The organism is Collinsella aerofaciens ATCC 25986 (assembly GCF_964237925.1).
Lineage (GTDB): Bacteria > Actinomycetota > Coriobacteriia > Coriobacteriales > Coriobacteriaceae > Collinsella > Collinsella aerofaciens_BJ.
On the sequence record NZ_CAXSKI010000023.1, the window covers coordinates 14,776 to 29,143 of the forward strand.

11 protein-coding genes are annotated in these 14,368 nt (G+C 58.9%); 3 read left to right on the forward strand and 8 right to left on the reverse strand.

Annotated features, from left to right (window positions below; genetic code table 11):
• Positions 1–99: 99 nt before the first annotated feature.
• Entirely contained in the window at positions 100–657 is a 558-nt protein-coding gene (locus tag ACESWY_RS09385) for a hypothetical protein (RefSeq protein ID WP_217750500.1), read from the reverse strand.
• Between the two features lie 236 nt (positions 658–893).
• Complete coding sequence (locus ACESWY_RS09390) at positions 894–1,430, reverse strand: PTS sugar transporter subunit IIA (protein ID WP_035136613.1); 537 nt, start codon at positions 1,428–1,430, stop codon at positions 894–896.
• Between the two features lie 581 nt (positions 1,431–2,011).
• Between ACESWY_RS09390 and ACESWY_RS09395 the strand changes: the two genes are divergently transcribed.
• Complete coding sequence (locus tag ACESWY_RS09395; RefSeq protein WP_373094181.1) at positions 2,012–3,184, forward strand: Fic family protein; 1,173 nt, start codon at positions 2,012–2,014, stop codon at positions 3,182–3,184.
• A 353-nt stretch (positions 3,185–3,537) separates the two neighbouring features.
• On the opposite strand, the gene pyrE is transcribed toward ACESWY_RS09395, so the two are convergent.
• The gene (gene pyrE, locus ACESWY_RS09400; protein ID WP_148332521.1) at positions 3,538–4,218 is read right to left on the reverse strand and encodes an orotate phosphoribosyltransferase; all 681 of its coding nucleotides are present in this window, start codon (positions 4,216–4,218) and stop codon (positions 3,538–3,540) included.
• 468 nt (positions 4,219–4,686) lie between these two features.
• Between pyrE and ACESWY_RS09405 the strand changes: the two genes are divergently transcribed.
• Positions 4,687–5,697, forward strand: coding sequence for a LacI family DNA-binding transcriptional regulator (locus ACESWY_RS09405; protein ID WP_152076446.1), 1,011 nt, complete (start codon positions 4,687–4,689; stop codon positions 5,695–5,697).
• A gap of 275 nt (positions 5,698–5,972) precedes the next feature.
• On the opposite strand, the gene rpiB is transcribed toward ACESWY_RS09405, so the two are convergent.
• The 5 genes from rpiB to ACESWY_RS09430 form a co-directional block, all read right to left on the reverse strand.
• Positions 5,973–6,449, reverse strand: a complete 477-nt coding sequence (gene rpiB, locus ACESWY_RS09410) for a ribose 5-phosphate isomerase B (protein WP_117821520.1) — start codon at positions 6,447–6,449, stop codon at positions 5,973–5,975.
• A gap of 69 nt (positions 6,450–6,518) precedes the next feature.
• Positions 6,519–7,172: a ribulose-phosphate 3-epimerase gene (locus ACESWY_RS09415; RefSeq protein WP_117821519.1), complete on the reverse strand. Its 654-nt coding sequence runs from the start codon at positions 7,170–7,172 to the stop codon at positions 6,519–6,521.
• Positions 7,173–7,433: 261 nt separating this feature from the next.
• Entirely contained in the window at positions 7,434–8,219 is a 786-nt protein-coding gene (locus ACESWY_RS09420) for a DeoR/GlpR family DNA-binding transcription regulator (protein WP_229107741.1), read from the reverse strand.
• A gap of 215 nt (positions 8,220–8,434) precedes the next feature.
• Positions 8,435–9,811 (reverse strand): PTS transporter subunit EIIC, encoded by a 1,377-nt coding sequence (locus tag ACESWY_RS09425; RefSeq protein ID WP_117821518.1) that lies wholly within the window; start codon positions 9,809–9,811, stop codon positions 8,435–8,437.
• A 3-nt stretch (positions 9,812–9,814) separates the two neighbouring features.
• Positions 9,815–10,753: a sugar phosphate isomerase/epimerase family protein gene (locus ACESWY_RS09430; RefSeq protein WP_117821517.1), complete on the reverse strand. Its 939-nt coding sequence runs from the start codon at positions 10,751–10,753 to the stop codon at positions 9,815–9,817.
• A 680-nt stretch (positions 10,754–11,433) separates the two neighbouring features.
• On the opposite strand from ACESWY_RS09430, the gene mgtA reads away from it, so the two are divergent.
• On the forward strand, positions 11,434–14,202 hold the full coding sequence (gene mgtA / locus ACESWY_RS09435) for a magnesium-translocating P-type ATPase (RefSeq protein WP_373094178.1): 2,769 nt from the start codon (positions 11,434–11,436) through the stop codon (positions 14,200–14,202).
• The last annotated feature ends 166 nt before the right edge of the window (positions 14,203–14,368 follow it).

The following is a 14,368-nucleotide window of genomic DNA, read 5'->3' on the forward strand; positions in this document are numbered from 1 at the left end:
CCGCCGAAGTTGAAAGGCAGATTGCCGCTCTGGCGGGCTTGCAGCGTCGAGCAGTTACGGCGTTTGGTAAAACGCCGTAACGAACTACCGCGTAACCCCCTAGTTCAGCATTGCATCCATCATCTCGGAGTTGACGGAGTCGTCGGCAGACCACTCGCCATCGTCGTTGCAGGTGTACTTGAAGATAACCGTGGTCTTCCTGGGCTCGGTGGCCTTGGTCACATCGACCATAACCTGACCGGCCATCTTGTACAGCTCGTCATCGGAAGGAACCGTGTCAAGCGCAGCGACCTTCTCCTGATACTGGGTGGAGAAGTCCTCGACGATCTTGTTCATAGATTTGCATGTAATAGAGACCTCGGCGGTCGCGACACCCTTGTCCTCGTCGACCGTCACGTCGCCGATCTTGTAGTCAAAGCCCTCAAGATAGGTCTTGGCGTACTCCTTGGGATCGATACCCAGCTGCTCGAACTCGTCGCCCGAAGCCTCCTCCAGACCAGAGAGAAAGTCGTCGCCACCGTTCTTGACCTCGTCAAACTGCGTCGTAAGATCCTCGGTGATGAGCTCCTCAACCGAAGGACCTCCACAGCCGGAAAGCACGACCACGCATGCAACCAAGACGGCCATGAGGGGCGCAAGCAGCAGCTTCTTTTTCATGTTGTTCCTCCCAATGAGCGGCACCGCGCTTCCCGGACGCGGCACACGTTGTAATAAGTAAGCCCATACTATCCACTTATGAACACCCTCGGCAACGCGAAGGCGCGGTCGGTTCGTTTTAGCGTCCGAACGGTTTGCAAGCCCGCCCAACGCGCAATAAAACGCTTCCCCACGGTGCAATAAAAAAGGTGGCCGGAAAACCCGACCACCCTTGCACATCCTTTGGATGCCGCAGTTTACTTGCGGACGACCTTAACGATGGCGTCACCGGCGGCGACGGCGGACTCTGCCTCGACGGTGAGCTCGACGTCGGCAAACTCGGCGGTGTTGGACACGGCCACGACGACGCAGTCCTTGTAACCGGCAGCAGCGATCTTGGCGCGGTCGATCTTGAGAATGGGCTGGCCGGCCTTCACGACGTCGTCGGCCTTGACGAAGCCCTCGAAGCCGTCGCCGTTCATGTTGACGGTATCGACGCCAACGTGCACCAGAACCTCGATGCCGCTATCGGACTGCAGACCCACGGCGTGACCCATGGTGACGGTCACCTTACCGTCGCAGGGAGCGTAGACCAGATCGTCCTCGGGCCACACGGCGCAGCCCTTGCCCAGAACCTCGCCGCCAAAGACGGGATCGGGCACGTCGGCCATCTTGATGACCTTGCCCTTGACGGGCGAGCACAGCACGTCGGCGCCGGCAGAAGCAGAGATGGAGGCCGGAGCAGCGGCAGCCGCGGGCTCAGCCTTCTTCTTGAACATATCAAACAGACCCATACGTTTTCTCCTCTTGATTAAGCGCAACGTTGTGCGCATGCCTACGGTAATTATAGTGCCAAATGACCAAAATACTAAGGCGAGGGCTCGAATCGCAAGCCCTTCTCGGTAGTGCTCGTGGGATGAGCATCTCCTTTGCATCGCGGTTCGATAAGCCGAGTATCGCCCACGCGCGGGACGGGCAGAAGCGGGCGCACCAAACCCGATACTTCTTTTCGCTCTCGAGTCCTGCCGCCGCCTTGTCCCTAACACTTCCTGATACCGACCGAAACGTGCCAAAATAAACCCGTCCCTTTTTGGTAGGTTTGGCGAGTGTGGATTTTCGGACGCTTAACTAGCGAGCGTGGATAATCTCCCACTTTGACTTTGAGGCCGTCACCGAGCCAAAACGGGAGATTATCCACGTTCATTTTGGATGACCCCCTTGTACCAAGCCGAGCTCCATGGTCAAGTAATAACGACTTCTCATCATTAGATTGTTTACATCAATTCTAATAACTATTTAATCCTTAAACTCGTTATTAGAATTGATATGATTAGCCTAATAACGAGTTTCCGGCACTAAAGATATGGAGGGCGCGATGCAAATCGAGGAGAACGGCCAGGGAACGCTCCGCAATAATCTATCGGGGAAATTGGCTTACTATTCGTTTTTTCCAACGCCCTTGCAATCATTGAGGCAGCTAAACCTCACCGAGGAAACCTATCGCACGCTTTCCGCATGCTCACGAAAGCTTGGAGAGCTTGAAGGCATGCTCTACTTTGTTCCCAACGCCGACATGTATCTGACAATGTACGTGCGCAAAGAAGCACTCCTTTCTTCGCAAATTGAGGGAACCCAGTGCACGTTTGACGACCTACTTAGTCCATCGCAAACACAACTCCATCATAAAGATGTTGCAGACGTCGTGAATTACGTCCGTGCTGTCGACCGCGGCGTAGAACTGCTCAAAAAGATGCCCTTGTGCACGAGACTTCTTAGGCAAGTTCATGCGGTCCTGCTGGACGGAGTGCGCGGAACGGAGAAGAATCCAGGCGAGCTGCGCTCCTCACAAAACTGGATTGGCCCCTCAGGCTGCACCATTGCAACCGCATCGTTTGTCCCTCCAAACATTGAAGATTTGAGTAACACGCTCCAGGACCTCGAACGCTTTATCAATGAGCCTCAAGTCGAAATGGATCCGATTGTGCGGGCGGCGCTCGTCCATTACCAATTTGAAACTGCCCATCCATTCCTAGACGGAAACGGTCGCCTGGGCAGGCTTCTCATTACACTTATGCTCATCAATGATGGCATTCTTCATTCTTGCTTGTTCTATCCATCGTTCCAGTTCAAGAAAAACCGAAGCGAGTACTACCGGCAACTCACATCCGTAAGGGAGAGAGGCACTTACGAGGAATGGATAGAGTTTTTCTGCAACAGTCTTCTCGAGAGTGCGAAGGACTCGGTAGGGTCTTTAAAAAACCTTGTTGACCTCCATAACCGTTCCACAGCAACCATTACCGAAAATCTCGGAAGGACTGCTGCAAACGGGCAAAGGCTGTTGGGCATTCTTGAAGAGCACCCCATCGTCGACACCGCATTCATCGCTGCCCAACTCGATATCGGCAGGAGTACCGCGAGCTCGCTCGTCAAATCATTTGAAGAATTGGGTATCCTCCGTCCGCTCGACGAGTCAAGACAGAGATACCGGCAGTACGGGTATGAAGAGTATCTTTCGATTCTCAGGGAAGACGCCGAGCCGATTAGATAGGCATCGCAGCCCAGGCAAATTAAAGCGAGCGTGGATAATCTCCCACTTTGAGCCCGCACACAGGCCAAAAACGGGAGATTATCCACGCTCGTTCCTGAGTAGTCATTTATGAACGTCCCCAATGACTAGTCCGGCAACGCCGATGCCTTGGCAACGGCAGCGAACGGGCCGCATTCGGAGCAAGACGACGCCGCAGATAGAGAACGGACAGCGAGCGGGTCGCATTTGAGGCAAGGTGACGTGAAACGAAAGGGCGCTGACCTTCTGGTCGCGCCCTTGAAGTTGAACGTCAGATTGTCCAAATGCGGCCCGCGCAGCGTCGAGCAGTTACGCGGGTTGGTAAACCCGCGTAACTAACGTGCTCCGTACTGCTCGTAGTAGGCGTCGATGGCGGTCTTGAGCTCGTCGTCGATGACAACCTTGCCGTCGATCTCGTGGTTGTAGAGGGTCTCGACGACCTCGGCCATGGAAACGATGCTCGCGACGGGGAAACCGTACTTGGCCTCGATCTCCTTCTGAGCGGTGGTCACGCCACCCTTGCCGACCTCCATGCGGTTGAGAGACACGATGAGGCCCTTGATTTCGACGTCGGCAGCAGCCTTAACCTTGGGATAGGTCTCGTCGATGGACTTGCCGCTGGTGGTGACGTCCTCGACCATGACCACGCGGTCGCCGTCCTTGGGCTCATAACCCAGCAGGTTGCCCTTATCGGCACCGTGGTCCTTGGCCTCCTTGCGGTCGCAGCAGTACTTGACCTCCTTGCCGTACAGCTCGTGGTAGGCAATCGCGGTCACGACGGCCAGGGGAATGCCCTTGTAGGCCGGCCCAAACAGCACGTCAAAGTCGTCGCCAAAGTTATCGTGGATGGCCTGGGCGTAATACTCGCCCAGCTTCTTGAGCTGATAGCCCGTCACGTAGGCGCCGGCGTTCATAAAGAACGGGGACTGACGGCCGCTCTTGAGCGTAAAGCTGCCAAACTTAAGCACGTCGGACTCGACCATGAACTTGATGAATTCTTGCTTGTAAGCCTCCATGGGTCTCCCTTCCAATAGGCGCGTCCAGCTTGGACGGGCGCGTGTGAATCCGGTTCTTAGCTTACCAGAAAGCACCTCAGCGAACCGATGCCGCTGAGGTGCCTGCCCTGCTTCTATGTGATCGCTCTCCGGAGTGTTATTAACCGTTCTCTGCACACCTCCATAGCGCTCTCGACGCCACTCCCCCGTTGAGGGTTCGTGTTTGACGTATTGAGCGCCGATGTTTTGACGCTTTGTAGGTTAAACGTTTATCCACATTGGACTGAGAGCCCTTATATCCGCTGGCGACAAGCGGTCCCATACCGTCGAGCAAACGGCGGCGTTTTGTTACTCAGGTCCTACATATGGATAATATTGCCTGTTCAGCGGCGTAGTTTATAGGCTGGGCACATGGAGTCCATCGCGGCATCGCGCATGCGCTACAATCTCAGTTAACCTGTTAACCACTCGCAAACAGCAGGAGGCCCCATGCCCACACCCGGCAAGCGCTCGTCCATGCGCCAGATTGCCGCAGCGGCCGGCGTATCCGTCGCCACGGTCTCCCACGTCATCAACGGCAGTGGCCGTTTTTCCGAAGACACCCGCGAGCGTGTTGAAGCCGCCGTCGAGGAATACGGCTACGTCACGAATATGGCGGCGAAGAGCCTCCGCATGGCCCAGTCCCGGACCATCGGCATGATCGTGCCGGACATCTCGAACGACTTCTTTTCCAAGATCGCCCTGCATGTGGAACGCGAGCTCGCCACCGAGGACTACTCGGTCTTTGTCTGCAACAGCGCCAACGACCCCGCCCGCGAGCGCGATTACTTCCGCACGCTTGCGAGCAAACAAGCCGATGGCATCATCTGCATCTCCGGCCTGCGCAGGCTCGACGGCGAATTTGTCCCCCACGGCATTCCCGTGGTCTGCATCGACCGCGCGCCCGAAAACGACCTCGGTTTCCCGCACGTGGGTTCCGACAACATCGGCGGCGGCTACATGGCAACCGAGCACCTCATCGAGCGCGGCTGCAAGAACATCCTGAGCATCTCGAGTTTTACGGCCAACTACCCCGGAAACGAGCGTCAGATGGGCTACGAGCGGGCGCTTGCCGCGCATGGGATGCCGCTGTGCCGCGACTACCAGCTGTTTGTCTCGGGCAAGCAGCCGAGCATCATCGAGTCTGAGGAACTCGTGACCGACTTCCTCTCCACGGGTTGCCCCGTCGACGGCATCTTTGCCCATAGCGACCACGCTGCCGTGGGTGCGCTGCGGGCGCTCGTTGCGGCCGGCAAGCGCGTACCCGAGGACGTCCGCCTCATCGGTTTCGACGATTCCGTGTACGCGCAGATCCCGACGCCGCAGATCAGCACCATTCGCCGCTTCCCCGAGCGCCTCGCGCACGAGGGATGTCAGGCCCTGCTCGCCCTGCTGCGCGGCGAGAAACCCGAGATGGAGACGCTTGTCCCTGTCAAGCTCGTGCAGCGCGCGAGCAGTTAGACCGCGGATGGTAAATGGTCCCAACGTGATGCTCAGCCTATCCCCCGAGGGAGTCGGTTTCCAAAACTCGGCTGTTTCGGACGGTTTAGGGACGACCTGCTGAGTAGCGGATGGATGACAATGGAAGAAACCACGGTTAGGCGATGTGCATGACCTCGGTCTTCTCAGGCACCCCCTCCAACACCGTCCGAAGCAGCCGAGCTTTCCTCTCGCATGCGCTCTATCCCACGCGCGATATGCAAAAAGCCCGCCACCACGGGTGACGGGCTTTTCCACTACCAGCCGCGTGCCTCCTCCGCACGCACGAGCTGACGAGCCTCGATCTGGCGAATCATATCGATGCGGCGCTGGTGACGGCCGCCCTCGAACTCGCCGGTGAGCCAGGCGTCGACGATCATCTTGGCCAGCTCGATGCCTACCACGCGAGCACCAAATGCGAGCATGTTGGTGTTGTTGTGCTCGCGTGACAAGCGAGCGGAATACGGCTCAGAGCAGGTGCAGCAACGGATACCGCGCACCTTGTTCGCGGCAAGCGAAATGCCCACTCCCGTGCCGCAGATCACGATACCGCGATCGACTTCCCCGGCCACGACCGCGTTCGCCACGGCCTCACCCGCGATGGGATAGTCAAAGCGCTCGGTGCTGTCCGTGCCGAAGTTCACGACCTCATAGCCGTACTTCTCCTGGATATAAGCCGCAATGGCTTCCTTGTACTCAACCGCAACGTGGTCGTTTCCAATACCGATCTTCATAAGAGACCCCTTTCCAAATCCGCTCGCGCGTGTCGCGCGCTTATTTCGTCCTAATTTGCCTTTTCGCGTCTAATACACCTCGCCGGCGCGCAGACGGCGCAGGCACTCCTCGTAACCGGCGTCCTTGCCAAACAGCGCACTGGTACCCAAGATGAAGCCGTCCGCGCCGATAGCGGACAGGTCGCGCACGCGCTCGGGCGAGCAGGCGCCGTCGATCATGAGCTCAAAGCCGAAACGTTCCTTAAGAGCGGCAAGGCGACGTACCTTGTCGTTCGTGAACTCGATAAAGCTCTGGCCGGCAAAACCCGGATTCACCGTCATGACCATCACGTAGTCGCAGAGGTTCAGCATCTCCTCAACCTCGGAAATCGAGGTGTCGGGGTTCACGGCAATACCGGCGCTCTTGCCAAGAGACTTGATCGCGGCGAGGGTCTTGACCACGTAGCGCTCGGACTCCGGGTGGATGTAGATGATGTCCGCGCCCGCGGCGGCAAAAAGCTCCACCTTGCTGGCGGGGTTCTCGACCATAAGGTGCACGTCGACGAGCTTGTTAGTAGCAGCACGCACGGCCTTAATGTCCTCGAGGCCCATGGCGAAGTTGGGAACGAAACTGCCGTCCATCACGTCGCAATGGAAGATATCAATGCCGGCGGCGTCGAGCTCCTCGACGGTCGCACGCAGGTTGCCGTAGTCGGCGCACATGAGGCTGGGGCAGAGCAACATGGTGAACTCCTTATCTGCTCATTGGTTATCTACTCGTTGATAATTAATCGTTTAACCTGTATCTAAAGTCTGGCTGATTAATCGTTTAACCACGTTGTTAACCTACAGGTTTCTCTAGATTCACAACGTTGTCATATTTGTCTATCTAGCTGGCGTCATACGGATTCCGTACGGCGAAAAGCCGTTGTGTTCCCTAGAAAGAGGCCCCGCCATTCAGCTGGCCACCATGGGCCGTGCTCGCACGGGCGTGGGCCTTGAACCCTACGCCTCCGGCGTGATCAGGCGCGCATGTTGGGCGATCTTCTCGTCATAGGATTCCGCGATGATCGCCACGCCATCAAACCCAAAAGCCCGAACATTTGAGAACTTATGAAACTTCGAGCTGTCGCACAGCACGTACACCTTATTCGAGTTCTCGCGCACGATGCGCTTCTTCGTTGCCTCCACATACGAGGGCGTCATGATGCCCCGGTCTTCGTCAATCGCGTTGGTCCCGATGAACGCCTTGTCAAAGTACAGATCGCGCAGGATCGACTCGGTCATGGAGCCGCAAAACGAGGAGTTCACGTGGTTGAACTCGCCACCCACTACGATGAGCTGGGCGCGCGTCTCGCTCTTAATCAGGCACGCCGAGGCGTCCGTCGTGTAGATCGTCACGTCGCGGTCGAGCAGCAGGCGCAGCAGGGCCGTGCAGGTTGAACCGGAGTCCAGATAGAGTGTGTCCCCGTCCTCAACCAGACGCAGGGCGACCTGGGCAATCTGATCCTTCTCGTTCCCATGCAAACCCGAGCGCGTCGAGATACTCACCTCGTGAACGGCCGAGACCAACTTCACCGCGCCGCCCGAAAGGTGCTCAACCTTGCCGAGCGCCTCCAGCTCCTTGAGGTCGCGGCGCAGCGTCGAAATAGAAACGCCCGGCAGCTCCTCCTGCAGCTCAGAAATCCTCACAAGGCCCGACTTCTGCAGGCACTCTACAATTCGCTCCTGGCGCTCATACGGGATCATATCGGGAACCTCTCCAAACCACTTTGCTTCACGCTCGTTCATTTCTTTTCGAGAAGTGTAACGCACGAGCAGAAAAACGGCCGCCATCCGCAACGATAACGGCCGTTTTAATCGATTGACCAACCCGCTCGTTCACAATTTGAACGAGGTTGACGTCCTCACGTAAGGGCGACGCTCCTTGAGCAAGGATAACGAGCCCCGGGCGAGGCACCGCGCCTCAAGTGAGACAGCACCCAAGGGAAGCGCACCTCAAGCTCTTAGGCAAGCTGGTCCTCCTTGCCGGTGAAGATGAAGGCGAGGACGCCGGCCACGACGGCAGAGATGAGCATGCCGGCCATGGCCCAAGCGAAGTTCATGGGGTCGGAGCTCACGAAAGCCGGGAACGTGGTAACGGAACCGAAGGTGAAGGCAGTCGTGACGACCTTCATGATGCCGAGGAACGCACCGCCGACGGCACCACCGATGATCTGCGCAAGCCAGACCTTCTTGTTCTTCACGAGCATGCCGAACAGCGTGGGCTCGATGATGGCGGACAGGGCGATCGACACGACGCCGGTCATGGCAAAGCTCTTGAGCTTCTGGTCGCGGGCCTTGAGGAACACGCCGAAGGCGCAGCCGATAACGGCGAAGTTGCAGGCGAAGGTGAAGGGGCAGATGTAGTCGAAGCCGTTCTGGGCGATGTTGTTGATCATAATGGGGTTCACGGCCCAGTGGATACCCATGGACACGAGCACGGACCAGCCGCCGCCAACCAGCACGCCGGCAAGCAAGGAGCTGCGCTCGATCAGCCAGTTGACCACGAAGGCGATACCCTCGCCGGCGTAGACGCCCAGGGGACCGATGACGAGCATCGTGAGCGGAACCATAACGATCAGGGAGATGGCGGGCAGCACGACGAGCTTGAGCATCTCGGAGACGTGCTCATCGAGCCACTTGTACAGGAACGAGTAGACCCAGACGGACAGGATGGCGGGGATAACCGTGGAGTTGTAGCTCATGAGAACAACGGGGATGCCGAAGAAATCCGTCATGGCGCCGTTGCCCGCGTCGCCCATGAGGGCGATGAAGTCCGGGTAGAGCAGGCACGCGCCGAGCAGCGCCGACAGGTACGGGCTCGCGCCGAAGCGCTTACCGGCCGAGAAGCCGAGCAGCACGGGCAGGAAGTAGAACACGCTCATGGCCAGGGTGTACAGGATGGTGTAGGTACCCGTACCCTCGGCGATGATGCCGAGCTGGGCAGCCAGGATGACGAAGCCGCGCAGGATACCGGAGCCGGCCATGGCGGGCAGCAGCGGGGCAAAGATGCCGGAGATCGCAGAGAAGATCTGGCTGACGATGCTCTCGCCCTCGTCCTTGGTAGCAGCGGAGATCTCCACGCCCGAGCCCTTGACCAGCGGCTCAAACTTCTCGTACAGCTTCGGGACCTCAGTGCCGATGAGAACCTGATACTGACCAGCCTTGTTCAGCGTGTTCACAACGCCTTCGACTTCCTTGACCGCAGCGTCGTCACAAGCCGCGTCGTCCTTGAGATTGAGGCGCAGGCGCGTCGCGCAGTGCGTCATGCCCGAGATGTTCTCGGGACCACCGACGGCGTCCAGAATCCCCTGAGCCATCGCGTTCCAGTCGCGTTTCATTGGTTACCTCCCCATTGCGCAGAAGAGCTCGCGGACAAGCTCGGCTGCCTTAATCGCGTCGTTTGCATCGATAACGGATTGGATCTTCTCCATGCCTACGGTCTCGATTGCATCGTTGAGCAGATGAATCATCTGGTCGTTCTGCGTAGCCTCGCCGGCAGCGGGTTCGATGACCGGGAACGTGTCGAAGTAGATCGCGCTGTCGTACCCGTGCTTCTTCACGTAGTAGAGGAACTCGAGGGTCTTCACCGGCGTGGACGTACCAATCATAAGGCCATCATCGAAGCGACCGTTGCCGTCGTTTAGGTGAATGCCGTAGAGCTTGCCCTCGCGGCCGAACAGGTCGACGGCCATGGCGGGGTTCTCGTGCTTCATGAGCATGTGGCAGTAGTCCAGCGTGACGCCCAGGTTCGGGCGGTCTGCAGCGTTGAGGATCATGCCGGTCATGCCCATGGAGTCGATGAACGCGTACGCGCGCTCCTCGTAGGGTTTGTACTCGATCGAGATCTTGAGGTCGGGCGCATAATCGCAGACCTTCTGGAATGCGGCTACGAGCTGGTCGAAGACGCGAGCATAGGCGATCTGGAAGCTGTAGTCGAAACCGTCGTGGCCGAGCCAGATGGTCACCGTGTTGCCACCGGCAGTGCGGCAGTAGTCGCACGCCTCGTAGCAGAGCTCAAGGGCTTCCGCGGCAAGGGCATCATCGGCATTGCCCAGGTCACCGTTGAGGAACGCGTTGCGGAAGCGCAGCGCGCAGCCGTTCAGCTGCAGTTCGTGAGCTGCGAGCTTGGCGGCCATGTCCTCCGCCGTGACACCTGTGCAGTGCTCGGGGTAGTTGAGGTCGACGTGCGTGAGGCCCACGCTCTGGAACTCCGCGAACACGCGATCAAGATTCTTGTCGCCATCGCGAAAATAGGAGTTGATACGAGTTGCAAGCTTCATGCTTCTACGTCCTTTACCTTCGTCCTTAATCGTTTCTGCTCGTTCGAGCACCTGATCTATATCCGTAATTCGATAAGGGCCGCCGCCTGCGCGCCGGGGCTTACCCTGTGACATGTAGATTACTGCCACGTAAGTTCATTTTCAATCAATATTTTTCATTCTTTTTCTCATTGTGTCAGAGTTTTTCACTGCAAATGGCCATCTACCTTGTGGTTTTGCTGTTAATCAAGTTTGACCATTCTTGATACTATTTGATTTAATCTGAACTTAACTACCGTTTACAGGCGAAAATCAACCGTTCGCCGGCGACGGTGACGCAAAATGAAGAAAGCTTGCATGGGGTTGACACGGTAAACCCCCTCGTCAAAAATACGGGCGGATTGAAACGGGTACAAGGTGCCTGGAGCGCGCCCTGCGCCCGGCCTTAAGGAGGTGTGCCATGGAAGGCAGTCATAGTCGAAAAACCTGCATGTCGCCCTCGGCACGCCACGAGGATTCCCCGCTCGCATAAACGCCAGCAGCCGATCGCTGTCACTCATTCACGAGCACAAGCACCATAAAACTCACCACAAAGCTGCCTGTCCTCTTTACGGGGATTCGCGAGCATGACGTGAGCGACATCTAGGTTTTTTGAAGCAAATACGACACGTACGCCAACTCCCTTTAACAAGGAGGACCCTATGCTGATGCTCAAAACGGCCACGGTGCTCGAAGCAATCTCCAAGCGCCGCCGCACGGCGCGCCCTGCCGCTCATACCGGCCTGTCCAAGAACACCATATTCGCCGCCACCCATAGTGCCGAGGACGCCCTCGTACTGCTTGACGCCACGGCAAACGGCCTCACCGTCGAGCAGGCAACTGAGCGCCTGAACGCCATCGGCCCCAACACCATCGAGGCAACGACCAAAACGCTCGCCCGCCGCATCGCCGACGCGTTCATCGATCCCTTCGCCGGCATCCTCGCCGCGCTCGCACTGGTCTCGCTCTACATCGACGTGCTCGCCGTGCCCGAACCGCAGCGCGACCCCTCCACGGTCATCGTCATCGGCACCATGCTGCTGGTATCGGGCGGCATGAAGTTTATCCAGGAAGCCCGCAGCGGCAATGCGGCCGAGGCCCTCAAGGACCTGGTCTCCAACACTTGCACCGCCCTGCGCGACGGCGAGCGCATCGAGATCCCCTTCGACGAGCTCGTCCCCGGCGATGTAATCCGTCTCTCTGCCGGCGATATGGTGCCGGCAGATGCCCGCATCATCACCGCGCGCGACCTGTTTGTGATCGAGTCCGCACTCACCGGCGAGAGCGAGGCCGTCGAGAAGACCACCGCCGTCACCGTCGTCGAGGGCGCCGACGGCTCCGCACTGCCACTCTCTGCCTGCAAGAACATCGTCTTTACCGGCACCTCCGTGCAAAACGGCGCCGCCATGGCGCTTGTCGTTGCCACCGGCTCGGACACCTACCTGGGCGGCATCGCCAAGATGCTCAACGGGCGCGGCGAAAAGAGCGCGTTTGACCGCGGCGTCTCGAGCGTCTCCATGCTGCTGGTGCGCCTGATGCTCGTTATGGCGCCGGCCGTCTTTGCCATCAACGCCGCCACCAAGGGCAACGTCATCGACGCGCTGCTGTTCGCCACGAGCGTGGCCGTGGGCATCACGCCGCAGATGCTTCCCGTCATCGTGACCACGAGCCTGTCGCAGGGCGCCAAGGACCTCGCCCGTCGCCAGGTTATCGTCAAGGAGCTGCCGGCGATTCAAAACCTCGGAGCGATGGACGTCCTGTGCTGCGACAAGACCGGCACCCTCACCGAAGACCGCATCGTGCTCGAGCGCTACCTCAACACCGATGGCAACGAGGACGCGCGCGTGCTGCGCCATGCGTTTTTGAACAGCTTCTTCCAGACCGGCCTCAAAAATCTTATCGACCTGGCCGTAATCGACCGTGCCGATGTGACGCCCTCGACCGTCGCACCCGATTCCATGCTGGGCCAGAGCCTGCGCGACCGCTACACCAAGGTCGACGAGGTTCCCTTCGATTTCTCGCGCCGTCGCCTGAGCGTAGTTGTCGCCGACGCCCAAGGCAAAACCCAGATGGTTACCAAGGGCGCTGCCGAGGAAATGCTCGAGATCTGCTCCTTTGTCGAGATCGATGGCATCGCTCAGCCGCTCACCGACGAGAAGCTCGCCCAGATTCGCAAGCAGATCGCCGGACTTAACGCCGAGGGCCTACGCGTAATTGCCGTGGCGCAGAAGACCAATCCGCGCTGCGTGGGCGAGTTTGGCATCGCCGACGAGTGCGACATGGTGCTGATGGGCTTTTTGGCCTTCCTCGATCCGCCCAAAGCAAGTGCTGCGGGCGCCGTCGCCACCCTCGAGGCCAAGGGCGTGGCGGTCAAGGTCCTAACCGGCGACAACGACCGCGTCGCCGCCACCGTCTGCGAGCAGATTGGTATCGATGCGAGCAACGTCTTGCTCGGCTCCGAGATCGATGCGCTCGATGACGCCGAACTTGCCGAGCGCGCCGAGAAAACCCACCTCTTCGCCAAGCTCTCGCCGCTGCAGAAGGCGCGCCTGGTACGTGTCATGCGCGAGATGCTCGGCCACACCGTGGGCTTTATGGGCGACGGCATCAACGACGCCGCCGCCATGCGTGCGAGCGATTGCGGCATCTCGGTCGATTCGGCCGTCGATATTGCCAAGGAATCCGCCGATATCATCTTGCTTCAGAAGGACTTGGGCGTGCTCGAGCGCGGCATCATCGAAGGCCGCCGCACTTACGGCAACCTGCTCAAGTACCTCAAGACCACGGTGAGCTCCAACTTTGGCAATGTGCTGTCCGTGACCGTCGCGAGCCTGTTCTTGCCGTTTTTGCCCATGAGCGCCCTGCAGCTGGTACTGCTGTCGCTGGTCTACGAGATCGTGTGCATCGCACTGCCGTGGGACACCGTCGATGACGCCTGGACTGCCCGCCCGCGTGCCTGGGACGCCGCGTCCATCAAGGGCTTTATGCTCGAGCTGGGCCCCGTGAGCTCGCTGTTTGACATCGTGACCTTCGCCGCGCTCTTCTTTGTCGTGTGCCCCGCCGCCGTGGACGCAAGCTGGTCCGAGCTTGCCGCCGCGGGCGACGTCGCGGGTATGGCGACCTTTGCTGCGCTCTTCCAGAGCGGCTGGTTTGTCGAGTCCATGTGGTCGCAGACACTCGTGGTCCACATGTTGCGCTCCCCGCATCTGCCGAGCCCGCGCGACCACGCCGCGCCCGCATTGTGCGTTCTTACCGTGCTGGGCCTGGCGCTCGTCACCTGGCTGCCGGCAAGCCCCATCGCCGATGCGCTCGGCCTCATGCCGCTGCCCACGAGCTTTTTTGGGCTGCTCATTGGCATCGTTACCGCCTATATCGCGCTCACCCAGCTGGCGAAGCGCCGCTACATTGCCCGCCACGGCGAGCTGCTGTAGCAAGTAGACGGAAAACACCCTGCCAGCTGCCGTTGCCACTACCACAGCTGCCAACGCCGCTGCCGTTGCCTCTGCCGCCGCAGTCTATCCCCATTACAGTCTGAAATAGGCCATCGATAAATTTCGATGGCGAGCATTCGGCGCATTGCCTACGATACGGGCAAGC